Origin of the sequence: Pseudomonas sp. YeP6b (assembly GCF_025642995.1) — a bacterium.
Lineage (GTDB): Bacteria > Pseudomonadota > Gammaproteobacteria > Pseudomonadales > Pseudomonadaceae > Aquipseudomonas.
Genome location: NZ_CP080090.1, coordinates 2,855,671 through 2,879,309 on the forward strand (window position 1 = coordinate 2,855,671; position 23,639 = coordinate 2,879,309).

Annotated in this window: 20 protein-coding genes and 3 pseudogenes; 11 read left to right on the plus strand and 12 right to left on the minus strand. The window is 59.3% G+C overall.

All coding sequences use genetic code 11. The features are described 5' to 3' along the window. Positions 1–115: 115 nt before the first annotated feature. Positions 116–1,528 carry a transglycosylase SLT domain-containing protein gene (locus KZH41_RS12970; protein WP_263274939.1) on the minus strand — a complete coding sequence of 471 codons (1,413 nt, stop codon included), beginning with the start codon at positions 1,526–1,528 and terminating at the stop codon, positions 116–118. A 98-nt stretch (positions 1,529–1,626) separates the two neighbouring features. Then, complete coding sequence (gloB, locus tag KZH41_RS12975) at positions 1,627–2,394, minus strand: hydroxyacylglutathione hydrolase (RefSeq protein ID WP_094953854.1); 768 nt, start codon at positions 2,392–2,394, stop codon at positions 1,627–1,629. 65 nt (positions 2,395–2,459) lie between these two features. On the opposite strand from gloB, the gene KZH41_RS12980 reads away from it, so the two are divergent. The 5 genes from KZH41_RS12980 (at position 2,460) to KZH41_RS13000 (ending at position 8,699) form a co-directional block, all read left to right on the plus strand. Then, complete coding sequence (locus KZH41_RS12980) at positions 2,460–3,218, plus strand: methyltransferase domain-containing protein (protein WP_094953853.1); 759 nt, start codon at positions 2,460–2,462, stop codon at positions 3,216–3,218. An 86-nt stretch (positions 3,219–3,304) separates the two neighbouring features. Then, positions 3,305–3,757: a ribonuclease HI gene (rnhA, locus tag KZH41_RS12985; protein ID WP_010171667.1), complete on the plus strand. Its 453-nt coding sequence runs from the start codon at positions 3,305–3,307 to the stop codon at positions 3,755–3,757. 80 nt (positions 3,758–3,837) lie between these two features. Continuing rightward, positions 3,838–4,578 (plus strand): DNA polymerase III subunit epsilon, encoded by a 741-nt coding sequence (gene dnaQ / locus KZH41_RS12990; protein ID WP_176463026.1) that lies wholly within the window; start codon positions 3,838–3,840, stop codon positions 4,576–4,578. Between the two features lie 1,275 nt (positions 4,579–5,853). Beyond that, positions 5,854–8,109, plus strand: a complete 2,256-nt coding sequence (locus KZH41_RS12995) for an Orn/Lys/Arg decarboxylase N-terminal domain-containing protein (protein ID WP_263274940.1) — start codon at positions 5,854–5,856, stop codon at positions 8,107–8,109. Positions 8,110–8,129: 20 nt separating this feature from the next. After that, positions 8,130–8,699: a GNAT family N-acetyltransferase gene (locus KZH41_RS13000; RefSeq protein ID WP_094953791.1), complete on the plus strand. Its 570-nt coding sequence runs from the start codon at positions 8,130–8,132 to the stop codon at positions 8,697–8,699. Between the two features lie 231 nt (positions 8,700–8,930). Here KZH41_RS13000 and KZH41_RS13005 read toward each other — a convergent pair whose 3' ends face one another. The 3 genes from KZH41_RS13005 to KZH41_RS13015 all read right to left on the minus strand — a co-directional run bounded on the left by KZH41_RS13005 (position 8,931) and on the right by KZH41_RS13015 (position 11,038). Then, entirely contained in the window at positions 8,931–9,518 is a 588-nt protein-coding gene (locus tag KZH41_RS13005; RefSeq protein WP_263274941.1) for a hypothetical protein, read from the minus strand. A gap of 183 nt (positions 9,519–9,701) precedes the next feature. Then, the gene (locus tag KZH41_RS13010) at positions 9,702–9,962 is read right to left on the minus strand and encodes a hypothetical protein (RefSeq protein WP_141240631.1); all 261 of its coding nucleotides are present in this window, start codon (positions 9,960–9,962) and stop codon (positions 9,702–9,704) included. Positions 9,963–10,120: 158 nt separating this feature from the next. Beyond that, positions 10,121–11,038, minus strand: coding sequence for a LysR substrate-binding domain-containing protein (locus KZH41_RS13015; protein ID WP_094953789.1), 918 nt, complete (start codon positions 11,036–11,038; stop codon positions 10,121–10,123). A gap of 145 nt (positions 11,039–11,183) precedes the next feature. Between KZH41_RS13015 and gspG the strand changes: the two genes are divergently transcribed. Next, entirely contained in the window at positions 11,184–11,633 is a 450-nt protein-coding gene (gene gspG, locus KZH41_RS13020) for a type II secretion system major pseudopilin GspG (RefSeq protein ID WP_094953788.1), read from the plus strand. 85 nt (positions 11,634–11,718) lie between these two features. Next, on the plus strand, positions 11,719–12,063 hold the full coding sequence (locus KZH41_RS13025; RefSeq protein WP_242155705.1) for a hypothetical protein: 345 nt from the start codon (positions 11,719–11,721) through the stop codon (positions 12,061–12,063). A 62-nt stretch (positions 12,064–12,125) separates the two neighbouring features. Here KZH41_RS13025 and KZH41_RS13030 read toward each other — a convergent pair whose 3' ends face one another. After that, the gene (locus KZH41_RS13030) at positions 12,126–12,359 is read right to left on the minus strand and encodes a hypothetical protein (protein WP_094953786.1); all 234 of its coding nucleotides are present in this window, start codon (positions 12,357–12,359) and stop codon (positions 12,126–12,128) included. 227 nt (positions 12,360–12,586) lie between these two features. Here KZH41_RS13030 and KZH41_RS13035 point away from each other — a divergent pair, with 227 nt between their 5' ends. Then, on the plus strand, positions 12,587–13,144 hold the full coding sequence (locus KZH41_RS13035; protein WP_094953785.1) for an NADPH-dependent FMN reductase: 558 nt from the start codon (positions 12,587–12,589) through the stop codon (positions 13,142–13,144). 509 nt (positions 13,145–13,653) lie between these two features. Here the strand turns inward: KZH41_RS13035 and KZH41_RS13040 are convergent. Continuing rightward, positions 13,654–15,019: pseudogene (locus KZH41_RS13040) on the minus strand (IS3 family transposase). 695 nt (positions 15,020–15,714) lie between these two features. On the opposite strand from KZH41_RS13040, the pseudogene KZH41_RS13045 reads away from it, so the two are divergent. Further along, positions 15,715–16,071, plus strand: a pseudogene (locus tag KZH41_RS13045) (LysR family transcriptional regulator); the annotation flags it as partial. 3 nt (positions 16,072–16,074) lie between these two features. Here KZH41_RS13045 and poxB read toward each other — a convergent pair. Together poxB and KZH41_RS13055 are read right to left on the minus strand one after the other, a co-directional pair. After that, positions 16,075–17,799 (minus strand): ubiquinone-dependent pyruvate dehydrogenase, encoded by a 1,725-nt coding sequence (poxB, locus tag KZH41_RS13050; RefSeq protein ID WP_094953390.1) that lies wholly within the window; start codon positions 17,797–17,799, stop codon positions 16,075–16,077. Between the two features lie 77 nt (positions 17,800–17,876). After that, positions 17,877–19,109: pseudogene (locus tag KZH41_RS13055) on the minus strand (NADH:flavin oxidoreductase/NADH oxidase family protein). A 72-nt stretch (positions 19,110–19,181) separates the two neighbouring features. On the opposite strand from KZH41_RS13055, the gene KZH41_RS13060 reads away from it, so the two are divergent. Continuing rightward, positions 19,182–19,586, plus strand: a complete 405-nt coding sequence (locus KZH41_RS13060; protein ID WP_094953387.1) for a MerR family transcriptional regulator — start codon at positions 19,182–19,184, stop codon at positions 19,584–19,586. Positions 19,587–19,738: 152 nt separating this feature from the next. On the opposite strand, the gene KZH41_RS13065 is transcribed toward KZH41_RS13060, so the two are convergent. Both KZH41_RS13065 and KZH41_RS13070 read right to left on the minus strand, forming a co-directional pair. Further along, entirely contained in the window at positions 19,739–20,233 is a 495-nt protein-coding gene (locus tag KZH41_RS13065; RefSeq protein WP_017136920.1) for a DUF934 domain-containing protein, read from the minus strand. Next, the gene (locus tag KZH41_RS13070; protein WP_242155711.1) at positions 20,217–21,875 is read right to left on the minus strand and encodes a nitrite/sulfite reductase; all 1,659 of its coding nucleotides are present in this window, start codon (positions 21,873–21,875) and stop codon (positions 20,217–20,219) included. The genes KZH41_RS13065 and KZH41_RS13070 overlap by 17 nt, the downstream gene beginning before the upstream one ends. 421 nt (positions 21,876–22,296) lie before the next feature. Here KZH41_RS13070 and KZH41_RS13075 point away from each other — a divergent pair, with 421 nt between their 5' ends. Further along, positions 22,297–23,364, plus strand: coding sequence for an ABC transporter substrate-binding protein (locus KZH41_RS13075; RefSeq protein ID WP_242155712.1), 1,068 nt, complete (start codon positions 22,297–22,299; stop codon positions 23,362–23,364). On the opposite strand, the gene KZH41_RS13080 is transcribed toward KZH41_RS13075, so the two are convergent. Next, entirely contained in the window at positions 23,361–23,579 is a 219-nt protein-coding gene (locus KZH41_RS13080) for a DUF2970 domain-containing protein (RefSeq protein WP_094953380.1), read from the minus strand. The two genes, KZH41_RS13075 and KZH41_RS13080, sit on opposite strands and share 4 nt — an antisense overlap. Positions 23,580–23,639: the final 60 nt, after the last annotated feature.

Consider the following 23,639-nt stretch of genomic DNA (forward strand, 5'->3'; position numbering starts at 1 on the left):
AGGGGCGCCAGGGTGATGCTATCGCAGGCAAGCCAGCTCCCACACAAGCCAGCTTCCACACAAGCCAGCTTCCACACAAGCCAGCTCGCCACAGCAAGCCTGCTTGCGCAGAGGTTTATCTTGGCCCGGAAACCACCAGCATCTGCCCAGGTTTCAACGCCTGGCCGGTGCGCGGGTTCCAGCGCTTGAGATGTTGCATCTCAACGTTGAAGCGCTTGGCGACGATGTACAGCGAGTCGCCTTTCTTGACCTTGTACTGCACCGGCTTCTTGGCGCCGGCCTTGGCCACCAGCTTGCGCGTGTCTTGCATCACCAGGGTCTGGCCGACCTTGAGGGCCTGGCCGTTGAGCTTGTTCCAGCGCTGCAGGTCATGCACATCGACCTTGTTCGCCTTGGCGATCAACGTGAGGTTGTCGCCATTGCGCACCTTGTAGTTGCGGGTGCGCCCGGCCACTCGGGTGGTCTCAACTTCGTCGAATACCTGCTTTTTAGGGCGCATCGCCAGCAATTCTTCCGGCTTCATCGTCGAAAGGGTGCTAGTGAGCAGTTGCGCCTTGGAACTCGGCACCAGCAAATGCTGGGGGCCATCGAGTGTAGTGCGTTGTTTCAAGGCCGGGTTGAGCTGGAAGAGCTCGTCTTCGTCGATTTCAGCCAGCGCGGCAACCCGTGAGAGGTCCATGCTTTGCTTGACTTCAACCACTTCGAAGTACGGTGTGTTGGCAATCGGGTTCAGGTTGACGCCGTAGGCCTCGGGGGCCAGTACCACCTGAGACAGCGCCAGGAACTTGGGCACGTAGTCCTTGGTTTCCTGGGGCAGGGGCAGGTTCCAGTAGTCAGTGGGCAGGCCGAGCTTCTCGTTACGCTCGATGGCCCGGCTGACCGTGCCTTCGCCGGCGTTGTAGGCCGCCAGGGCCAGCAGCCAGTCGCCGTTGAACATGTCATGCAGACGCGTCAGATAGTCCAGGGCGGCGGTGGTGGAGGCGGTGATGTCGCGGCGGCCGTCATAGGCGCGGGTCTGGCGCAGGTTGAAGTAGCGCCCGGTGGAGGGGATGAACTGCCACAAGCCGACTGCATCGCTGCGCGAATAGGCCATTGGGTTGTAGGCACTTTCAATCACTGGCAGCAGCGCCAGCTCCAGGGGCATGTTGCGTTCTTCAAGGCGTTCGACGATGTAATGAATGTAGAGGCTGCCGCGTTCTCCGGCGTTCTCCAAAAAGGACGGGTTGCTGGCGAACCACAAACGCTGTTGCTCGATGCGTGGGTTGACACCTAAGCCGTCCTGCAATTGAAAGCCCCGTCGCATGCGTTCCCAGACATCCTGGGGCACTTCGGGGCTGGGCTTCTCTGATAGCCAAATAGGTTTTTGCTTGATCTTGACGGCAAGATTGGGTTTGGGTTGCACGGTGGATTGTGCAGCGTAATTAGTCGATTGGCAGCCCGCCAGAGTAGCGGACACAGCCACCGCCACGGCTTGAGCCAGGCGGGTCAATGCGTCTGAAGAAATGGAATTACGAATAGATGACGACATTGGCTGGAAGTAAGTTCCGGGCAAAAATGTCGGGCGATTCTAGAAAGCGCTTTGGTTCCGGTCAACCATTCAGAAATTTCGTATCAGGTTGCATCCTGTTAGAACTTATCTTTCCATGCCCTCAAGCTAGCAAACACCTCGGCCCCAGAGCGGTTATCGCGCCCATTCCGTTCGTCTGCTTTTTGTTTAACGGATGTTTCAGCGGTACGTAGAAAAGGGTTAGTGCGTTTTTCCAGGGCCAGGTTGGACGGCAGCGTGATTTCGCCGCGAGCCCGCAGCTGCTTGACGGCTTCCACTCGCTCGGCGATATCGGTGTTATCCGGCTCCACGGCCTGGGCGAATTTAAGGTTACTTTGTGTGTACTCGTGGGTGCAGTAAACCAGTGTTTCGGCAGGCAACGCGGCGAGGCGTTCCAGCGAGGTGTACATCTGTTCCGGCGTGCCTTCGAACAGTCGTCCGCAACCGGCGGCAAACAGCGTGTCGCCACAGAACAGCAGGCCCAGGTGGTAAAAGGCGATATGCCCAAGGGTGTGGCCCGGCACGCTATAAATGTCGAAGTCCAGGCCCAATACGGTGACACGGTCGTTATCTTGCAAGGCGACGTCCCGAGCCGGGATCTTCTCGTTCGCCGGGCCGTAGACCTTGGCGCCAGTAACACTTTTCAGTTGCTCGACGCCGCCGACATGATCATGGTGATGGTGGGTGATCAGGATGTCGCTGAGGCTCCACTGCGGGTTCTGCTTGAGCCAGGCCAGCACCGGCGCGGCATCGCCGGGGTCGACCACGGCGCAGCGCTGGGTTTGCGGGTCCTGTAACAACCAGATGTAGTTGTCGGTGAACGCGGGTAGGGCACTGATCTGTATCATTCTTCGATTCGCCAAGCTGAACACATTGGTGCATCTTAGAACGTCTAGGCGAGTTGGAGAATGCAATGACTGATAAAGCGTTCGCCCAGGCCGATCCTGAGTGGCTGGCCCTGATCAGCGCAGCCCGTGAGTGGCTGTCCGGGCCCATCGGGCAATTTTTGCTGGATGAAGAGCGGCGCATGCTCGAAGACGAGCTGGGCCGGTTCTTTGGTGGCTATCTGGTGCATTACGGCCCATCGGCCCAAACGCCGCCTGCTGCGCCCCAGGTGCAACGTAACGTGCGCCTCGGTGCGCCGTTGCCGGGCGTCGAGATTGTGTGCGAGGAGCAGGCCTGGCCCTTGAGCGAGCATGCCGCCGACGTGGTGGTGTTGCAGCATGGCCTGGATTTCTGCCTGTCGCCCCACGGTTTGCTGCGCGAAGCCGCAAGCAGTGTGCGCCCTGGTGGCCATTTGCTGATTATCGGCATCAACCCCTGGAGCAGTTGGGGCCTGCGCCATGTATTCGCCCATGACGCCCTGCGCCAGGCGCGCTGTATCTCGCCTTCGCGGGTAGGCGACTGGCTGAACCTGCTGGGCTTTGCGCTGGAGAAACGCCGCTTCGGGTGCTATCGTCCGCCGCTTGCGTCGACCAAGTGGCAAGGCCGTCTGGCCGGGTGGGAACGCCGGGCGGGCGCCTGGCAACTGTCGGGTGGCGGCTTCTATTTGTTGGTGGCACGCAAGATCGTGGTCGGGCTGCGGCCGGTACGCCAGGTGCTGCGCCAACCTATGGGCAAGCTGGTGCCGATGCCGATGGCCAAGGTCAATCGCAAGCAAAGCGAACCGTAAAAACTCTTTTTGATTACCGGCCGAGTCTTTCGGCCTCGGGATACTGTCGGTCCATTACCGCCAGCCCGTTTTGATGGATGCAACCGATGACCGATAGCGTAGAACTCTTCACCGATGGCGCCTGCAAGGGCAACCCGGGCCCCGGCGGCTGGGGCGCCTTGCTGGTGTGCAAGGGCGTGGAGAAGGAGTTGTGGGGCGGCGAAGCCAACACCACCAACAACCGCATGGAGCTGATGGGCGCCATTCGTGGGCTGGAAGAACTCAAGCGCCGCTGTGACGTGCTGTTGGTGACCGACTCGCAATACGTGATGAAAGGCATCAACGAGTGGATGGTCAATTGGAAGAAGCGCGGCTGGAAAACCGCCGCCAAGGAACCGGTGAAAAATGCCGACCTGTGGCAACTGCTCGATGAGCAATGCAACCGCCATAACATCACCTGGAAATGGGTGCGCGGGCACATCGGCCACCCAGGTAACGAACGCGCCGACCAGTTGGCCAACCGGGGTGTGGATGATGTGCGGGGCTACAAGCAGAGCTGATGGTGACTCACGTGTTAACATCGCGCCCCTTGATTCACACCACACTGCATACCACCGTTGAGAGCTGAACCCTGATGGCCATCCGATCTGTTGTACTCGATACCGAAACCACCGGCATGCCGGTGACCGATGGTCACCGGATCATCGAAATCGGCTGTGTCGAATTGATGGGTCGGCGCCTTACCGGTCGCCACTTCCACGTCTACCTGCAACCGGACCGTGACAGTGACGAAGGCGCTATCGGCGTCCACGGCATCACCGACGAATTCCTCAAGGGCAAGCCGCGCTTCGCCGAAGTGGCCGACGAGTTTTTCGAGTTCATCAACGGCGCGCAGTTGATCATCCACAACGCGGCGTTCGACGTCGGTTTCATCAATAACGAATTTGCCCTGATGGGGCAGAAGGATCGTGCGGATATCTCCCAGCACTGCTCGATCCTCGACACCTTGATGATGGCCCGTGAGCGTCACCCGGGCCAGCGCAACAGCCTGGATGCCTTGTGCAAACGCTACGGCGTCGACAACTCCGGTCGTGAACTGCACGGCGCCTTGCTCGACTCCGAGATTCTGGCCGACGTTTACCTGACCATGACCGGCGGGCAGACCAGCCTGTCCCTGGCGGGTAATGCCTCTGACGGCAACGGCTCGGCGGAAGGTTCAGGCAACCGCCCTTCGGAAATTCGCCGTCTGCCGGCGGATCGCAAGCCCACTCCGATCATTCGTGCCAGTGAGCAGGATTTGGCTGAGCATGCGACGCGGTTGGAAGCGATTGCCAAGTCGGCCGGTGCGCCGGCGTTGTGGTCGCAACTGACGCAGCAATAAGATCGGCTGAACTTGATCAAACGGTGGGAGCTGGCTTGCTTGCGATAGCCATAGGTATCTACACATCTTTTTATGGGTTGAATTCTTTGGTTGTCGCGGGGGCGGTGGGTACATATCCGTTATTGGGTGATGGCTTAGATTGGTTCCGCTCTTACAGCGGGTCACTTTTGGAAAAGAGCCCCAAAAGTAACCAAAGGGCTCTTGCCCCACCACTCGGCACCTCGCTTAGGCTCGGTGTGCCCTCACTCCGGCTTTGGGCGGGGCCGCCGCCATGGAACCATCCTTGGCCCATCGCGGCTAAACCGGCGTCCTGCCGGTTTACCCCCGCTCAAAAGCCTGCGTTCGGCCAGCGTGGTTTAACGGGGCGCCTAAGATCAAGATCAAAAGCAAGAGCACGGCGGCCTAGTAGCCGACCTGAGTGGTTGAAGCAAATCAAAAGCAAGCCGAGGCGGCCTGAAAGCCGACCTAATCGTGGAAGCTGAAACTCAATCAAATGTGGGAGCTGGCTTGCCTGCGATGGCATCAACTGGTTATGCCTGATACACCGAGGTGTCTGCATCGCAGGCAAGCCAGCTCCCACAGAAAAGCAGAGCACTGCGGTGCTGGCAGTCGAACTCGGTCAAAATTGTGGGAGCGGGCTTGCTCGCGAAGGCGGTGGATCAGCCAGCTCATGTGTAACTGACCCACCGCCTTCGCGAGCAAAGCCCGCTCCCACAGTTGGATCTCAGTACATCAGACAGAGTGTGTACTGCCGTGCTTTTGCCCTGCTTTGCTTCAACCACTCAGGTCGGCTACTAGGCCGCCGTGCTTTTGCTTTTGATCTTGATCTTGATCTGAGGCGCCCCGTTAACCACGATGGCCGAACGCAGGCTTGAATCCGTGGGTAACCCGGCAGGACGCCGGGTTAGCCGCGATGGGCCAAGGATGGCCCATGGCGGCGGCCCACGGATTCAAGCCGGAGTGAGGGCATGCCGAGCCTAGGCGAGGCACCGAGTGGTGGGGCAAGAGCCCTTTTGGTTACTTTGGGGCTTTTTCCAAAAGTGACCCGCCGTAAGGGCGGAACCCTACGAAGCCGTTACCGCAGCAACGGATATGTACTCAATCTACCTAAACCATCGCAGGCTAAAAGCAACACAAAAAGTTGCGTAGATACCTATGCCCATCGCAGGCAAGCCAGCTCCCACAGCTGATTTACAGCGCCTGTAAAATCTTCATTCGCCACATCCGCTCCCAGCTTCTACCCTGAGTACATAGCCCTCAGGACTATCAGCACTCATGTACAAAGACCTGAAGTTCCCTGTTCTTATCGTACATCGCGACATTAAGGCCGATACCGTTGCCGGTGATCGGGTTCGAGGCATCGCCCGAGAGCTGGAACAAGAGGGCTTCAGTATTTTTTCCGCCGTGGACTACGCCGAAGGGCGGCTAGTGGCTTCTACCCATCACGGCCTAGCGTGCATGTTGATCGCTGCCGAAGGCGCCGGGGAAAATACCCACCTGCTGCAAAACATGGTCGAACTGATCCGCCTGGCGCGGGTGAGGGCGCCCAACCTGCCGATCTTTGCCCTGGGCGAGCAAGTCACCCTGGAAAATGCGCCGGCCGATGCCATGAGCGAACTCAACCAACTGCGCGGCATTCTTTATTTGTTCGAAGACACCGTGCCGTTTCTGGCTCGGCAAGTCGCTCGCGCGGCGCGCACTTACCTTGATGGCTTGTTGCCGCCGTTCTTCAAAGCCTTGGTGCAACACACCGCCGACTCCAACTACTCGTGGCACACACCCGGCCATGGCGGCGGCGTGGCGTATCGCAAGAGCCCGGTAGGGCAGGCATTTCATCAGTTCTTCGGTGAAAACACCTTACGTTCTGACTTGTCCGTTTCAGTGCCGGAACTGGGCTCGCTGCTCGATCACACCGGGCCGTTGGCGGAAGCCGAAGCCCGCGCCGCGCGTAACTTTGGCGCCGATCACACGTTTTTTGTGATCAACGGCACCTCGACCGCCAACAAGATCGTCTGGCACTCCATGGTCGGCCGCGACGACTTGGTGCTGGTCGACCGCAACTGCCATAAGTCGGTGTTGCACTCGATCATCATGACCGGCGCGATCCCGCTGTACCTGTGCCCGGAACGCAATGAACTGGGGATCATCGGCCCGATTCCCTTGAGTGAGTTCAGCCCCGAGTCGATCCGCGCCAAGATCGATGCCAGCCCCTTGACCCGTGGCCGGCCAACCAAAGTGAAGATGGCGGTGGTCACCAATTCCACCTACGACGGCCTGTGCTACAACGCCGAGCTGATCAAGCAACAATTGGGCAACAGTGTCGAGGTGTTGCACTTCGACGAGGCCTGGTACGCCTACGCGGCCTTCCACGAGTTCTTTGCCGGGCGTTATGGCATGGGCACCTCGCGCACCCCGGACAGCCCGCTGGTGTTTACCACCCACTCGACCCACAAGTTGCTGGCCGCCTTCAGCCAGGCCTCGATGATCCATGTGCAGGATGGCGGCGCACGGCAACTGGACCGCGACCGCTTCAACGAAGCGTTCATGATGCACATCTCCACCTCGCCGCAATACAGCATCATTGCCTCGCTGGACGTTGCCTCGGCAATGATGGAAGGCCCGGCCGGACGTTCGCTGTTGCAGGAGATGTTCGACGAGGCCCTGAGCTTTCGGCGTGCCCTGGCCAACTTGCGCCAGCACATCGCTGCTGAGGATTGGTGGTTCTCCATCGGGCAGCCGCCATCGGTGGCGGGCATCGACCGGGTCGTTACGGCTGACTGGCTGCTGCACCCGCAGGATGACTGGCATGGCTTTGGCGATGTGGCCGAAGATTACGTACTGCTCGACCCGATCAAAGTGACCCTGGTGATGCCCGGCCTGAGCGCCGATGGCGCCTTGAGCGACTGCGGGATTCCCGCCGCAGTGGTCAGCAAATTCCTCTGGGAGCGTGGGCTGGTGGTGGAAAAGACCGGGCTGTATTCCTTCCTCGTGTTGTTTTCCATGGGCATAACCAAAGGTAAATGGAGTACCTTGCTCACCGAATTACTGGAGTTCAAGCGCAGCTATGACGCGAATGTGAGCTTGGCAAGCTGCTTGCCATCGGTGTTTGCCCAGGGCCCAGCGCGCTATCAAGGCCTGGGCTTACGCAACCTGTGCGATCAATTACACGGCTGTTACCGTGGCAATGCCACGGCCAAACACCTCAAGCGGATGTACACGGTATTGCCGGAAATCGCCATGAAGCCGGCCGACGCCTACGACCAATTGGTCAGGGGGGAAGTGGAGGCGGTTTCCATCGATGCCTTGCCAGGGCGCATCGCTGCCGTGATGCTGGTGCCTTATCCGCCGGGCATTCCGTTGATCATGCCGGGCGAGCGCTTTACCGAGTCGACGCGATCGATCATCGACTACCTGGCTTTTGCCCGGACGTTCGATAGCAGCTTTCCCGGTTTTGTCGCTGATGTTCATGGGTTGCAACACGAAGACGATGGCAATGGTCGTTGTTACACCGTCGATTGCATCAAGGGTTAAGGATGTTTATGCAAGCTGTAATGAACCCGAAGTACCCGGGGCTCAGTGTGCGGGTCGCTGACGAAGGCTTTGATGCCTACGTGTGGGGCAATGATTTCAGCTTTGAAGTCAACGCCTACGGCGTGCCACAGATGGGCCAGCGCGTGGAACAATGGCCCGTGGAGCGCATCGTGCCGTATCGCAAGTGTTACGGCATCGACCCGGAAGAATTCGCCAGTTTCCGCGATGCACCGGACAGTGCGATCTTCATGGCCTATCTGGATGACCGTGCGGTGGGGCATGTTGTGGTCAGCACCAACTGGAATGGCTTTGCCCACGTCGACGAACTGGCGGTGGCCTTGCCGGCGCGGCGCCATGGTGTGGCGAAAGCGTTGCTGGACGTGGCGCAGTTCTGGAGCCGCAAGAAAAACCTGCCGGGCATGATGCTCGAAACCCAGAACAACAACCTCGGCGCGTGCCGCCTGTATGAGCGTTGCGGGTACGTGATGGGCGGGATTGATCAACTGCGTTATCGCGGGATTGATCCACAAACCCGCGAAGTGGCGATCTTTTGGTATCGGTTATTCAAGTCAGAGTTGGAAACGGCCTGAACGTCGCTGTTGGCTGACGTTTGGGCCGCGTGTCGGCGCTGAAAAGGTTATGTATCAAGCCAGGAATGTTCGGCGCCCACTTTGACTTTCAACTGACTGTGAAGCGCCATGTAGCGCTGCTTCCCCTCCTGTACTGTCTGCTGGATATTGTCGGGCGCCGTGACGCCTTTGTCCGCGTAATACTTGCGGGTACCGCTTACCACATCGACGATTGTCCCGCCCTTAAGCTCATCATTGGCCTTGTCGCGGGCTGCGCTTCATCCCTCCGGCATGCTGGAGCAGGTCATCACTGTGTAAGTCGAGGGCGTGGGCGTACACCCTGGCGATATAGTCCGTGCGCTCGGAGTCAAAGGCCCTGGGCGTTTGCGAGCGCGCTGGTTTCTCTACGGCTTTTTCGCCATGTTCGTCTGGGAGGGGGTTAAACCGCAGGGTTCGAGTGAGTTTGCTGGCGTCTTTTACGTCGAGTTTGTCGTAGGGCGGCGAGTACTTTTCGTTCAGGCCATATTGGTTTGAAAGAGTACCGGCGTGGGTGTCAATGCGATAAACGCTGATTTGCTTATTGCGCGTGATCTTCACGTCCAGCGTGTGACCTCTTTTCGTCAGGGTTTGGGTGAAGAAGTCCGTGCCCATCTTGTATTCATCGGTACGGAAAAATTCGAGCTGGCCATACTCAAAGTTTTTCTTATCCTCCGGCGGCAAGGTCGAGATCAGGTAATGGGTCAGGCCCGTGTGACCCTTTTTCAGGGCTTCTGCGGCCTGTTTATAGCGTTCGGCAAAGGCGTCTGCGACGTCAGTTTGCCGCTCGCGGATTTTGCGCAAAACGCCAGAATGGGAATTCGCTTGTCCTGGGTTTCCCAATGCTCTATGCCGTCATTATTGACCTTGTCACCGTGGATGACGATATCGAGCATGGAGTTTTGCGCGCCGGCGTTTGCAGGGGCTCCGGGTCCAGGCTCAGGTGGATGGCTGCCAGCAAGTAGTCATTGCCGCTGGTAGTGGTCGCTATGCCGCCCAATTGGGTTTGTATGGCGCGGCCCAGCGCCTGCGCCTCGGCCGAACCGAGCAGCGATGTTTGGTTGCCAGCTCGTTCCAGTTGCAGCGATCAGCAAAGGCTTTTTTCAGCGCCAGTGGGTTGTCGAGTTCGTCAGGGCCTGTGTCGTTGGCCGCGACTTCGGTCACTTGAGTATTCGTGGCTTGCGTGGCTGGGAGAATCGCAGGGTTGGTGAGCGGTAGAGAAGCAGGGAAAGATTGAATGATGGGCATGGGGATCCTTTCCATGGTGATGGGACATCGTCCGCAAGAAAGCGCGGATAGGCGCCTTCTTCAGTGTGTGGGTGTGAGAATCCACGGACGGGGTTCCACCCTGACTGTCAGGTGTTGTGTCGATGACAGTGTAAGGAAAGACGCTGATGGGGCGTGGTTCAGGGTGCAGGCGTGGACGCTGATGTAAAGGCCAGCAGGGCCTCGGCCTTGTTGGCGACGATCTCCAGCAGCGCGTTCAGCGCAGGCGTGGGTTCAGCGTCCTTCAACGTCAATGCGTAGAGGATGACAGGAATGGGTGGCGATAACGGGCAACTATCCAGCCCGACCTCCCGCGCGCCAAAAGCGGTGAACGGGTCGACAACCGCCAGGCCTTCCCCGGCTTCCACCATGCTGCGCATCATCTGGTAGGTCTGCACCCGCGTCTGCACCACTGGCAGTGGGCGCAGAGCGTGCAGCTTGGCGTCCAGCAGGCGGCTCAGCGGGTCATGCCCCTCAAGCCCGATCATCGACTGCCCGGCCAGGTCCTGCAGCGCGATGTACTTTTGCTTGGGTTTGAGCCAGCCATGGGGCGCGAGCAGTTGCAGTTTGCCCTCGGCCAGCACAGTGCTTTGGATTTGCGGGTGTTGCGGGTCATGCAGGCTCAGGCCCACATCGGCTTCGTGCAGGAGCAGGCTCCTGACAATTTCCCGCGTCGGTTGGCTCGACAGGTTGCACGGCGTGTCCTGGAACCGTCGACGCAGCAGCGCGATACTTTGCGGCAACAGTTGATTGGCCAGGGGCGGGGTGCACAAGGCGCGCAGTGTGGGGGCATGGTGGTGTTTCAAGCGACTGGCCAAGCGTTGTACCGGTTCCAGTGCTTCGTAGAGGTGGGCGATTTGTGCCTGCAGCTCAAGGGTTTCACGGGTTGCCTGCAAACGCCCGCGCACACTGGCAAACAGCATGAAGCCCAATTGCTGCTCGGCGTCCTTGAGGGTTGCATCCACGTCGCCCACGGGGAGTTGCAACCATTCGGCGGCCGTGCCGAGGTGTCCGGTCTGCAAGATGGCCTGAATCACTTCGATATGACGTAAACGCATCGCCGGAGTCTATGTTCAGTACGGTGGGGTTTCAATGGCTTGGGAAAAAACAGCGCGGGTCGGCTACCGTTAAGCGTGCTCGCCACTGCAACCTGCGGGTCATACAAAACGTGTAATAACTGACCAACCTTCAGGGAGCCTTGCGATGTCCGGCAATACCGCAACAATTGGCAGCGTGCACACCCAGCATGGCTTTACGCGTTGGGCGGTGCTGGTGGTGTTGGTCATTATCGGGTTGCTGGCCCTGGCGGTGGGGCCACGGCTGTTCGGCGATGTCACGCTGGCAGAAATAGCCCAGGCGAAGGCCCAGGTGAGCGAATTGGGCAGGGCGGTCGAACGGTTTCATCAAGACACCGGTCGCTACCCCACGGATGAAGAGGGATTGGAGGCATTGACCACGCGACTTGTTGGCGAGGCGAAATGGAAAGGCCCCTACGTTAACGAAGACTTGCTGAATGACCCTTGGGGCATTGCCTACCAGTACCACTACCCGCCAACCCAGCCGAACACGCCCTTCGACCTGTTTTCATTCGGCAAAGACCGCACCCTGGGCGGCGTAGGCGACAACAAGGATATTACCTACGGCGACAACTGATAGATCTGGCAATACCCATCGACCTGATTAGAATGGCTGCTCTGATCATCAACGACCAATACAACAAAAACAGGTCTGGTCTCACATGCCTCTACCCTCGATCTTCTTCGGGGTAACGGCCAAGCAACTGCTGGTCTTGGTGACCGTGGGGTGCGTGGCTGCTTATCTCTTCAATACTCCCGATGAACACACGCCGGAAAACCTCGCCCTCGAGGCGTTTATCCGTTCCCAGGAACAGGTGGATGCGCAGGTGGGCGCGGTGCTGGAGATTGCGTTGGTCAGGCAGGTGGTGGCCTATCCCGCGTATGGCACGACGGGCTACAAACGTTCGTTGTATGCCGTTGAAGGAGAGCGGGGGAGGTTGATGGTGACGCTCAAGCACGTGGATGGCGGGCAGGGCGTGGAGGTGACAGAGATTCGCCGGCCTTGATCACCAGCCCAGTCAATGCCGTCAATGGCCAGGACTGAGCAGGTCGATAAGGTGAGAGCTTATTAAGCCTGGAACGTTGGGGATTCGCGGGTGATAATTTTGTCCGACTGGATCAGTCTGAATTCATCGCCTTCCATTTTTTCTACGCGATCGCCAATGGCCAGCTTGTAGGTAGTGGTGGGCGCCGAACCAGCCTGGTCGCCTTGCACCGGGTTGGATTCCTGGAACTCATGCACGGAATACACGCGTCCTTCCGCGTCTCTGGCATGGAACTGTCCGACAAGTACTGCAGCCATCTGTTTAGAACCTCTGGAGATAAACACTCGATTTGCGGTTCTGTAGACCGTCATGGAGCGGGGTAGTTTACCTATGGAAAAAAAATACTATTCGTTGATCTTTTCAGACGCTTCCTACGCAGGTGATCGCGTAGAAAACCTCTTGGGGATTATCAAAACCTGCTGGTGAACCTGCCGTGAAGACTTTATAACTACAAGCTCCTTAGTCAGACGTCGGGAAAACCTCAATGAGCAAGGTCTACACGATTGCCGTACTGGTTGGCAGCTTGAGAAAAGAGTCGATCAACCGCAAGGTCGCCCTGGCCTTGGCCGAACTGGCCCCAGCCAATCTGAAGTTGAACATTGTGGAAATTGGCGATTTGCCGCTCTACAACGAGGACCTCGACGGGGCATCACCGCCCGCAGCCTACAGTACTTTGCGCAAACAGGTGAGTTCATCCGACGCGGTGTTGTTTGTGACCCCGGAATATAACCGCTCAGTGCCGGCGGCGTTGAAGAATGCGATTGATGTGGGGTCGCGGCCTTATGGGCAAAGTGCCTGGAGTGGTAAGCCTGGGGCGGTCATCAGTGTGTCGCCGGGGGCCATTGGTGGGTTTGGTGCTAACCACCATTTGCGCCAGTCCCTGGTGTTTCTCAATGTGCCTTGTATGCAACAGCCGGAGGCTTATCTGGGTGGGGCGGGGAGTGCCTTTGATGAGGCGGGTAAATTGTCGGAGAAGACCAAGCCGTTTTTGCAGGCGTTTGTTGATGCCTATGGGGTGTGGGTGGAGAAGCAGTTGGGGTGATGGGGGGGCTTTTTGAGTACATATCCGTTGCTGCGGTAACGGCGGCTATTGGTTCCGCCCTTACGGCGGGTCACTTTTGAAAAAGAGCCCCAAAGTAACCAAAGGGCTCTTGCCCCACCACTCGGTGCCTCGCCTAGGCTCGGCATGCCCTCACTCCGGCTTGAATCCGTGGGCCGCCGCCATGGGCCATCCTTGGCCCATCGCGGCTAACCCGGCGTCCTGCCGGGTTACCCACGGATTCAAGCCTGCGTTCGGCCATCGTGGTTAACGGGGCGCCTCAGATCAAGATCAAAAGCAGATCAAAAGCAAAAGCACGGCGGCCTAGTAGCCGACCTGAGTGGTTGAAGCAAAAGCAGGGCAAAAGCACAGCAAAAGCACAGCAGCACACTCTCTGTCTGATGTACCGAGATCCAACTGTGGGAGCGGGCTTGCTCGCGAATGCGGTGGGTCAGTTATATATGAGCTGACTGACCCACTGAAGTGCGCCCCAAAAGTTGGACAGCTAATGGTTAGGCTACCGCGGACCGGGTTCTGTAAGCCACAGGGCTCAGTCCGCCAAGCTTCGTTTTGATTCGCTTATGGTTGTAGTAATGGATGTACTTATCCAGCCCGGCCTGCAGCTGAGCAACGCTGTCGAAGCTTTCCCGATAGTAAAACTCCGACTTCAGGGTACCGAAAAGCTTTCCATTGTGGCGTTGTCATAGCAGTTCCCTTTGCGAGACATACTCTGTTCCAACCCAGCTTTTTCCAGTTTTTCCCGATACTTTGAGTGTCGATAGTGCCAGCCCTGATCCGAGTGCAGCATGGGTTTGGCGCCTTCGGGCAAGCGCTCAAGGGCCAGCTCCAGCATGTCGCCTACCAAGGCGTATTGGGGGCGGACGGCGGTCTTATAGGCCACAATCTCTCCGTTGTACAAGTCCAGTACTGGGGACAGATACAGCTTTTGCCGGCCACTTTGAACTCGGTGACATCGGTCACCCATTTCTGATTTGGTTGCTCAGCTTCGAACTGACGAGCCAGGATATTGGGCGATACCTCTCCCATTGGCCCTTTATACGATTTGTATTTTTCGGTCGCACTGTGCATTTCAGGCCTAACTCTCCCATCAGCCGTCGTACCGTTTTACCGTTGATCAACGGCGTTTGCTTACGTAGCGCTAAAGTCATCCGACGGTAACCAAGGCGGCCCTCATTCTCGTCTTGGATAGTCTGGATAGAGGCTTTGATCGAGATAAACCGGTCCGCAACGCCCATCGCCTTGAGTTGGTAGTAGTACGTACTTCGCGCAAGACCTACCAGCTTGAGCAAATCACTCAAGGGGAAAGCTTGTTTGAGCTCAGTGACTAATCGGGCTTTTTCTTCGCTTCTCTCTCGCCTCATCACCGCCTCGCCCAACTCTCCAAGCTTTTTAGGTAGGCGTTCTCCATGCGCAAATACTGCAGTTCATCGAGTAATGCCTTGTGTGCAAGCTGTGCGTCGGTGAGTGGGGTGGTAGTTTTACGCGGTTTAGAAGGCGGCTTGGGCATAGCGGTAATCGATCCTTTTTCCCTGACTCCAGGGCTTCAATACCGCCACTGTAATACTGCTGTTGCCATCTGCCCACCTGGCTTGAGTTACCCAGGTTGAAGAGCGCCGCTGCGGCGCAAAGATAAGGAGTCGCGCCACATGCGTTGCAGCACTGAAAACTTGAACAAGGGACTGTAGCGTTCGCCGGTTCTGCTTAGACAGGCTTCGCCATGTAATCGGTAAGCCTCCACCCAACGACGAAGCAAGGTGGGATCCATTTGGAATTGAGCGGCTATGCGGCGAAAGCCTCGGCCCTGCTCAAGAAAGTGGTAATGGCGGAAAGCTTGAACTGCGTCGTGTATTTGCTCATGAAAAGCCCCAGGAGTTGGACGGGTGTCCAACTTCTGGGGCGCACTTCACCGCATTCGCGAGCAAGCCCGCTCCCACAATTTTGACCGAGTTCGACTGCCAGCACCGCAGTGCTCTGCTTTTCTGTGGGAGCTGGCTTGCCTGCGATGGCATCAACTCGGTGTACTTTGATGGACCGAGGTGTCTGCATCGCAGGCAAGCCAGCTCCCACATTAGATTGAGTTCAGTTTCAAATATCAGGTCGGCTGTCAGGCCGCCTCGGTTTTGCTTTTGATTTGCTTCAACCACTCAGGTCGGCTACTAGGCCGCCGTGCTTTTGCTTTTGATCTTGATCTTAGGCGCCCCGTAAAACCACGCTGGCCGAACGCAGGCTTTGGAGCGGGGGTAAACCGGCAGGACGCCGGTTTAGCCGCGATGGGCCAAGGATGGCCCATGGCGGCGGCCCCGCCCAAAGCCGGAGTGAGGGCACACCGAGCCTAAGCGAGGTGCCGAGTGGTGGGGCAAGAGCCCTTTGGTTACTTTTGGGGCTCTTTTTTCCAAAGTGACCCGCTGTAAGAGCGGAACCCATATCAGCCATCACCCAAATAACGGATATGCACCCAATCCTAGCCCACCCCTCACGCCAAACGATCCGCCAACACCCACGCCCGCGTAGCAGACTCCCGACGAGAAGCCTGATCAACCTCCACTCCAAAAATAGTCGATGCCTGGTCTGCGCAACCGCTGCTGACGTTACCGACGCCCTTGTCCTTGGCATTGTTTCCCGAGCCCTGTCCTTACCGCGAGGCGGCGCTGACCCGTCTTGCCCAGCGCACCGCGATGCACTACACCCGTTACGCCGCACTGCAGGCCGCAGCGTTGGCCGGTTTTGCCGTTGCCCCGATGGCGCGCAGCCAAGTGGGGCCTGGCTTGACGGTACTCGGCGCCGAGCACGGCTTACCCGTGTTGCCCGATGCCGAGTTTCGCCTGTTCAGCGCGCCGCAGACGGACCCGCGCCTGGCTGAGGTGGTCACCCAGTCGGTAGTCCGCTACGGGGCTGTTCGCCGTTACTAAAACTCAGCGCAACCAGTTGGTGCGCGCCAGTTCGATCACTTCATCGCCGCGCCCGCTCATCACCGCCTTGAGCATATACAGGCTGAACCCCTTGGCCTGTTCGAGCTTGATTGTCGGCGGCATCACCAGTTCCTGAGTGGCTGTGACCACGTCGACCAGCACCGGGCCGTCATGGGCGAGGGCACGGCGTAAGGCCGGTTCGAGGTCTTCGGACTGCTCCACGCGAATGCCGAGGATGCCCATGGCGTTGGACATGGCAGCGAAATCCGGGTTTTTCAGCTCGGTACCGGTGTCCAGGTAACCGGCGGCTTTCATTTCCATGGCGACGAAACCCAGTGACGAGTTATCGAACACGATGACTTTGACTGGCAGTTTCAATTGCGCCAACGAGATGAAGTCGCCCATTAACATGGCGAAGCCACCGTCGCCGGACATCGAAATCACCTGTCGCCCAGGAAAGGCTGCCTGGGCGCCAATGGCCTGCGGCATGGCATTGGCCATCGAGCCGTGGTTGAACGAGCCGATCAGGCGGCGTTTGCCATTCATCTTTAAATAGCGCGCAGCCCACACGGTGGGTGAGCCGACGTCGGCAGTGAAGATGGCATCGTCATCCGCCAATTCGCTGAGCAACCGCGCGACGTATTGCGGGTGGATCGGCCGGTCGGGTTTCGACGGCTGCGCCAAGTCGTCCAGGCCTTGGCGGGCTTTCTCGTAATGCTTCAACGAGGTGTCGAGGAAGCTGCGATCAGCCTTGCGGGTCAGGCGTGGCAGCAGCGCGTCGAGGGTCTCGCTGACGTCGGCTGCGATGCCCAGGTCCAGCGTGGCCCGGCGCCCGAGCGCCTGCGGGTTGCGGTCGACCTGGATGATTTTCGCGTCGGTGGGGTAGAACTGGCGATAGGGGAAGTCGGTGCCGAGCATGATCAGCGTGTCGCAGTTGAGCATGGCGTGGTAACCCGAGCTGAAACCGATCAGGCCGGTCATGCCCACATCAAACGGGTTGTCCCATTCCACGTGCTCTTTACCGCGCAAGGCGTGCACCACTGGCGCGCCGAGGGCATCGGCCAGGGCTACCACTTGGTCGTGGGCACCGGCGCAGCCACTGCCGCACAGCAGGGTGACTTTCTGGCTGCTCTGCAGGATCTCGGTGAGGCGTTGCAGGTCCTGTTCCGCCGGCAAGGTGCGCGGTGCGTGCAGGGCTGGCCAAGGCTTGAGTTTGTCTTCCACTTCCAGCAACGATACGTCGCCTGGAATCACCACCACCGCCACGCCACGGTTGAGGATCGCCGAGCGCATCGCGCGGTGCAGCACCTGGGGCATCTGCTCGGGGTTGGTCACCAGCTCGATAAAGTGGCTGCACTCTTTGAACAGCTCCTGAGGATGGGTTTCCTGAAAGTAGTTCAGGCCGATCTCCGAGGACGGAATTTGCGCCGCAATCGCCAGCACCGGCACATGGTTGCGATGGCAGTCGAACAGGCCATTGATCAAGTGCAGGTTACCCGGCCCGCAGCTGCCGGCGCACACCGTCAATTCGCCGGTGGCGGCGGCTTCGGCACCGGCGGCGAACGCGGCGACCTCTTCGTGGCGCACGTGCATCCACTCGATGCTGTCCATGGTGCGCAGGGCGTCGGTCAGGCCGTTGAGGCTGTCGCCGGTCAGGCCCCAGATGCGCTTGATGCCCGCCTGTTCAAGGGTGGTCGCCAATTGCTGGGCCAGGTTGATTTTCGCCATGAAGAACTCCAATCGTCAGTGAGGTTAAAAGCTGCTGATCAGTAGAGGACAGTTCGATCACGGCGAATGCTCCGCGCTTAATGTGAAGATTGCGTCATGGCGGCGCGGTATTGGCGGGTGCGGCGGGCGAGAAACCACTGATCGCGGACCAGCGCGATGCACGGGGCCACCTTGGCGTTGGGCCGGTGGCCGCGGCTCAATTGGCGCATCTGGTAGCGCACCACGGCCAGGGTGGCGAGGGCGGCCAGGGGCTTTCGCTGCCAGTTGATGGGTTTGAGTTGCGGGTTGAGGTCGCGGCCTGCGCGCCAGTGTTTGATCAACTGCGGCTCCAGGGTCAGGGCGGTGGCGATGCCGGCCATGGCGATGCCGCTGTCGAGCACGTGTTGCACCACCGGCAGGCGCCGAATGCCGCCGGTGACCATCAGTGGCATGCTGGCGAGGGTCGCCACTTCCTGGGCAAATGCCAGAAAGTACGCTTCACGCGCCAAGGTGCGACCGTCCCGAGCTTCGCCCTGCATGGCCGGCGCTTCGTAGCTGCCGCCGGACAATTCCAGCAGGTCGATGGGCAACGGGTTGAGCATCTCGACCACGGCACGCGCATCGGCCTCTGCAAACCCGCCGCGCTGGAAGTCCGCCGAGTTGAGCTTGACCGACACGCAAAACGACGGGCTGACAGTGGCGCGTACCGCGTTGATCACCTCCAGCAGCAGGCGCGCACGGTTCTCCAGCGAACCGCCCCAGCGGTCGGTGCGTTGGTTGCTGAGCGGTGAGAGAAACTGGCTGATCAAGTAGCCGTGTGCAGCGTGGATCTACACCCCGGTAAACCCGGCTTTCTCGGCCAGGCGTGCGCTGGTGGCGAAGCGCTCGATCACGTCTTGAATATCCGCCTCGGTCATGGCTTTGGGCTTGGCGAACATCTTCGAGAAGCCGCCCAGGTCGAGGGCTACCGCAGAGGGCGCCAAGGCTTGCTGGCGCAGGTTGGCGGGCGTCTGGCGCCCCGGGTGGCTGAGTTGCAGCCAAAAGTGCACGTGCTTGGCTCGCGCGACATCGGCCCACTCACGGAAGCTGTCCAACTGCTGCTCGTCCTCAAGCACAACGCCGCCGGGGCCGGTCATGGCGCGGCGGTCGATCATCACGTTGCCGGTCAGCAGCAAGCCAGGCTCACCCTCGGCCCAGGCCTGGTACAGCTGCTTCAATTCGCGCGACGGCGCTTGACGGGCGTCGGCCATGTTCTCTTCCATCGCCGCCTTGGCGATGCGGTTGGCGAGGACTTGGCCGTTAGGCAGTTGCAGAGCTTCAAAAGGTGACATGGGTTGACTCCTGAGCGGGGGAGGCCTCAGGCTAAGCTTAAAGTTAACTTTAATGTCAAGCGGGGCGTGGCGATGAATATTGGCGAGCTGGCAAAACAAAGTGGGCTGGCGGCATCACGCATTCGCTTTTATGAAGCTCAAGGGCTGATCAGCCAGGTGGGGCGCCAGGCCAATGGCTATCGGCGGTATGCACCGCAGGCGTTGCAAACGCTGCAACTGATTCAGAGTGCGCAGCAGGCCGGGTTTACCTTGCAGGAGCTCAAGGCGTTGATGCCGGCGCCGGGCGAGCACAAGCGCGATGAGCTGATCGAGGCGTTGGAGCGCAAGGCGCAGCAGATCGAAGTGATGCAGGCGCAGTTGGCGCACAGCAAGGCGCAATTGCTGGGGGTGATCGAGGCAGTGCGTGCGCAGCCGCAAGATCTGCCGTGTTCCATGGGCCAGAAGCAGGTGCTGGCGTCGATCAAACTCAACGCATGATCGTATGATCGTTCCCACGCTCTGCGTGGGAATGCATACCGTCACTCTCCAGCCGGACGCGGAGCGTCCCAAGCGGCATTCCCACGCAGAGCGCGGGAACGATCACGCATAAAAAAGCCCTGGCATGCCAGGGCTTTTTTATAGGCTGACGCTTAGCGGCGGCGGAACAGCGGCAACGGTTCATCCGTGGCCGCCTGGTACGTCACCGAGAAGTCCTTGAGGCTTTCCAGGGCTTCGTACGGGTCTTTGTCAGCGCGCAAGGCGAAGGCATCGAACCCGCAGCGGCGCAGGTAGAACAGTTGGTCGCGCAGCACGTCGCCAATCGCGCGCAGCTCGCCCTTGTAACCGTAACGGTCACGCAGCAGGCGCGCGTTGGAGTAGTTGCGACCGTCGGTGAAGGCCGGGAAGTTCAGGGCGATGACTTGGAAGTGCTGCACGTCATCACCGATTTCTTCGGCTTCTTCATCGGCGTCTAGCCACACACCCAGGCCGCCGTCGCGGGCCTTGAGCGCATGGCCGTGTTCGCGCCACAGGGCCAACGGCACGATCAGGTCGTCGCAGTTGGAAATGCCGTCGAAGCTCGCGTCCTTGGGCAGCAGGTGCCAGGTTTCATCGAGGACTTCGTTGTTCTTAATGATTCGCTGCATAGACGCGCTCCTTGAACAGGTCGATGCCGATGCGCTGGTAGGTGTCGATGAAACGCTCATCTTCGGTGCGCTGTTCGATGTACACATCGATCAGCTTGCCGATCACCTCGGGCATGGCTTCCTGGGCGAAGGACGGGCCGAGGATCTTGCCCAGGCTCGCATCGCGGCTGGCGCTGCCACCCAGGGACACTTGGTAGAATTCTTCGCCTTTCTTGTCCACGCCCAGGATGCCGATGTGGCCGACGTGGTGGTGACCACAGGCGTTCATGCAACCGGAGATGTTCAGGTCCAGCTCGCCGATGTCGAACAGGTAGTCCAGGTCGTCGAAACGGCGCTGGATCGATTCGGCAATCGGGATCGATTTGGCGTTGGCCAGGGAGCAGAAGTCGCCACCTGGGCAGCAGATGATGTCGGTCAGCAGGCCGATGTTCGGCGTGGCGAAACCGCCTTCGCGCAGCTCGCCCCACAGCGTGAACAGTTGGCTCTGCTCAACGTCCGCGAGGATGATGTTCTGCTCGTGGGAGGTACGCAGTTGGCCGAAACTGTAGCGCTCGGCCAGGTCGGCCACGCCGTCCAGCTGCTTGTCGGTGATATCGCCCGGTGCTACACCCGTGGGTTTGAGCGACAGGGTCACGGCCACATAGCCTGGTTTTTTGTGCGCCAGGGTGTTGCGGGTACGCCAGCGGGCGAAACCTGGGTGCTGCTGGTCGAGGGCTGCCAACTCAGCATCCTGATTGCTCAGGGCTTTGTATTGCGGGTCGACGAAGTGCTTGGCCACACGGTGTACTTCGGCTTCGGTCAGGGTGGTCTGGCCGCCGCGCAGGTGTTCCATTTCAGCGTCGACTTTCTGGGCAAATACCTCAGGCGTCAGCGCTTTGACCAGGATCTTGATCCGGGCCTTGTATTTGTTGTCGCGACGGCCGTAGCGGTTGTAGACCCGCAGGATGGCGTCGAGGTAGCTCAACAGGTCCTGCCAGGGCAGGAATTGGTTGATGAATGCGCCAACCACCGGCGTACGACCAAGGCCGCCACCGACCAGCACACGGAAGCCCAGCTCGCCGGCCGCGTTGTGCACCGGCTCCAGGCCGATATCGTGCACTTCGATCGCCGCGCGGTCCGAGGTCGAGCCATTGATGGCGATCTTGAACTTACGTGGCAAGTAGGCGAATTCAGGGTGGAAGGTGGTCCATTGACGGACGATTTCACACCAGGGGCGCGGGTCGATCAATTCGTCGGCGGCAACCCCGGCAAATTGGTCGGTGGTCACGTTGCGCAGGCAGTTACCACTGGTCTGAATGGCGTGCATCTGCACGGTCGCCAACTCAGCCAGGATGTCCGGCACGTCTTCCAGTGCCGGCCAGTTGAACTGTACGTTCTGGCGGGTACTGATGTGGGCGTAGCCTTTGTCGAAGTCGCGGGCAATCTTGGCCATCATGCGCGTCTGGCGCGAAGTCAGTTGGCCATAGGGCACGGCAACCCGCAGCATCGGCGCAAAGCGCTGAACATAAAGGCCATTTTGCAGGCGCAGAGGGCGGAACTCTTCTTCGCTCAGCTCACCAGCCAGGTAGCGTCGGGTCTGATCACGGAACTGCTTGACGCGGTCCTCGATGATGCGCTGATCGTATTCGTCGTATACGTACATATAGGTCCTGTTCTCGGCAAATCTGCGCGCACGGCCGCGCACTCCCAACGGAGCCGGCGCACGATACCAGTTTGCGTTTATGCGCAAAAGTGATGTTTGAGTATATGCACATAACCAAAATGACTAATGAGAAGGGTTATCGCGATACCCACATTTGTCATGCGGGCAATCATGATCTTTACTGTCGTCGAGTCTTAGTGCAATCACCTATAAAACCGACAAGAGGCGATGCGATGAGCAATTCGACTAAAGCCCGTAAACCCGACAGTACCGTTGATGCCTGGGCCATTCTGTTCTTGATAATCCTGGTGGTGGGCACAGCCGTATTCTGGGTCAGCCACCAGTAAACCGCTTGATTGAGCCTCGATTCAATGTCGCATTGCCATTATCCTGTGGGTTAATGCTTAAGGCTCAAACAATCATGTTGAAGGTTCTGATTGCGTGTGTGTGGTTAGTGGGATCGGCGTACGGGGCGATGGCCCATGCGACGTCAGTGGTATTTCTCAACCCGGGCACATCCACCGAGACCTTCTGGGTCAGCTACGCGCAATTCATGCAGGCCGCTGCCAAGGACCTCGGCCTGGATTTGCGCGTGCGTTATTCCGAGCGCGACGCCCAGAACACCCTGGCCCAGGCCCGCGAAGCGCTGCAAGGCAGTGAGCGCCCCGATTACCTGGTGCTGGTGAATGAGCAATACGTCGCCCCGCAGATTTTGCGCATGGCCCAGGGCAGTGGGGTCAAGTTGCTGATCGTGAATAACGCGTTGACCCCCGACCAAGTGCAATTGCTCGATGCCCGCAGCGACGCCAACTGGGTGTGCAGCCTGGTGGCCGACGACGAGCAGGCCGGTTACCTGATGCTCACCGACCTGCTGCGCCAACACGGGCCGGTTGCACCGGGTGAATCCCTTGACCTGCTGGCGTTTTCCGGCGCCAAGAACACCCCGGCCGCGCAACGCCGTGAACTGGGTTTGCGCCGCGCCTTGGCCGAGCATCCGCAAGTGCGCCTGCGCCAGTTGGTTTACGGGGAGTGGAGCCGCCAGCGCGCCTTTGAACAAGCCTCGCAGTTGTTCAAGCGCTACCCACAGACGGCGTTGGTGTGGTCGGCCAATGATGAGATGGCCCTGGGCGCTATGCAGGCGCTGCAAGACAGCGGGCGAGTACCGGGCAAGGACGCGCTATTCAGCGCGGTCAACAGTTCGCCGGGCATATTGCGGGCCTACCTGGATGGGCGGTTGACCACGCTGGTCGCCGGGCATTTCACCTTGGGCGGCTGGGCGATGGTGCTGATTAATGATGATGCCAAGGGCGTCGACATCAGCGCCTACGGTGGGCGGGATCGGCAGGAGGCGCTGTTCCAACTGATTGATGCCAGCCAGGCGCAACGGTTGCTGGGGCCAGCGCCGCCGGTGGATTTTCGTGCGCTCTCCGCCCAAGGCAAGCCCGCGTCCTACCGTTACCCGTTCAGCCTGCAACTGCTGCTGCGCTAAACCCCGGCCAGGTGCAGCACCAGCTTGACGATGCCGAACAGCATCAGCGCAAACACTGCCGTGAACAGAATGCCCAGCACCACGAAATGGCTGGGCTTGCCATGAGTGAAGTCGCGTGCGCGATTTTTCCCGCTCTGCACGCCAAAAGCCGCCGCCATCACGCTGTGCAGCATTTGCCAGAAGGTGGGCGGCTTGTTGTCGAGTGGATCGTCCATAAAACCCTCGTCAGGATGACTGTCCTACAGAGCATAGACGCCCTGTATCTATGCACCACC

Coding starts and splice junctions, on each gene's coding strand:
- KZH41_RS12970 (WP_263274939.1), bottom strand. CDS start 1,528: ATGTCGTCATCTATTCGTAATTCCATTTCTTCAGACGCATTGACCCGC.
- gloB (WP_094953854.1), bottom strand. CDS start 2,394: ATGATACAGATCAGTGCCCTACCCGCGTTCACCGACAACTACATCTGG.
- KZH41_RS12980 (WP_094953853.1), top strand. CDS start 2,460: ATGACTGATAAAGCGTTCGCCCAGGCCGATCCTGAGTGGCTGGCCCTG.
- rnhA (WP_010171667.1), top strand. CDS start 3,305: ATGACCGATAGCGTAGAACTCTTCACCGATGGCGCCTGCAAGGGCAAC.
- KZH41_RS12995 (WP_263274940.1), top strand. CDS start 5,854: ATGTACAAAGACCTGAAGTTCCCTGTTCTTATCGTACATCGCGACATT.
- KZH41_RS13000 (WP_094953791.1), top strand. CDS start 8,130: ATGAACCCGAAGTACCCGGGGCTCAGTGTGCGGGTCGCTGACGAAGGC.
- KZH41_RS13010 (WP_141240631.1), bottom strand. CDS start 9,962: ATGCCCATCATTCAATCTTTCCCTGCTTCTCTACCGCTCACCAACCCT.
- KZH41_RS13015 (WP_094953789.1), bottom strand. CDS start 11,038: ATGCGTTTACGTCATATCGAAGTGATTCAGGCCATCTTGCAGACCGGA.
- gspG (WP_094953788.1), top strand. CDS start 11,184: ATGTCCGGCAATACCGCAACAATTGGCAGCGTGCACACCCAGCATGGC.
- KZH41_RS13025 (WP_242155705.1), top strand. CDS start 11,719: ATGCCTCTACCCTCGATCTTCTTCGGGGTAACGGCCAAGCAACTGCTG.
- KZH41_RS13030 (WP_094953786.1), bottom strand. CDS start 12,359: ATGGCTGCAGTACTTGTCGGACAGTTCCATGCCAGAGACGCGGAAGGA.
- KZH41_RS13035 (WP_094953785.1), top strand. CDS start 12,587: ATGAGCAAGGTCTACACGATTGCCGTACTGGTTGGCAGCTTGAGAAAA.
- poxB (WP_094953390.1), bottom strand. CDS start 17,799: ATGGCGAAAATCAACCTGGCCCAGCAATTGGCGACCACCCTTGAACAG.
- KZH41_RS13060 (WP_094953387.1), top strand. CDS start 19,182: ATGAATATTGGCGAGCTGGCAAAACAAAGTGGGCTGGCGGCATCACGC.
- KZH41_RS13065 (WP_017136920.1), bottom strand. CDS start 20,233: ATGCAGCGAATCATTAAGAACAACGAAGTCCTCGATGAAACCTGGCAC.
- KZH41_RS13070 (WP_242155711.1), bottom strand. CDS start 21,875: ATGTACGTATACGACGAATACGATCAGCGCATCATCGAGGACCGCGTC.
- KZH41_RS13075 (WP_242155712.1), top strand. CDS start 22,297: ATGTTGAAGGTTCTGATTGCGTGTGTGTGGTTAGTGGGATCGGCGTAC.
- KZH41_RS13080 (WP_094953380.1), bottom strand. CDS start 23,579: ATGGACGATCCACTCGACAACAAGCCGCCCACCTTCTGGCAAATGCTG.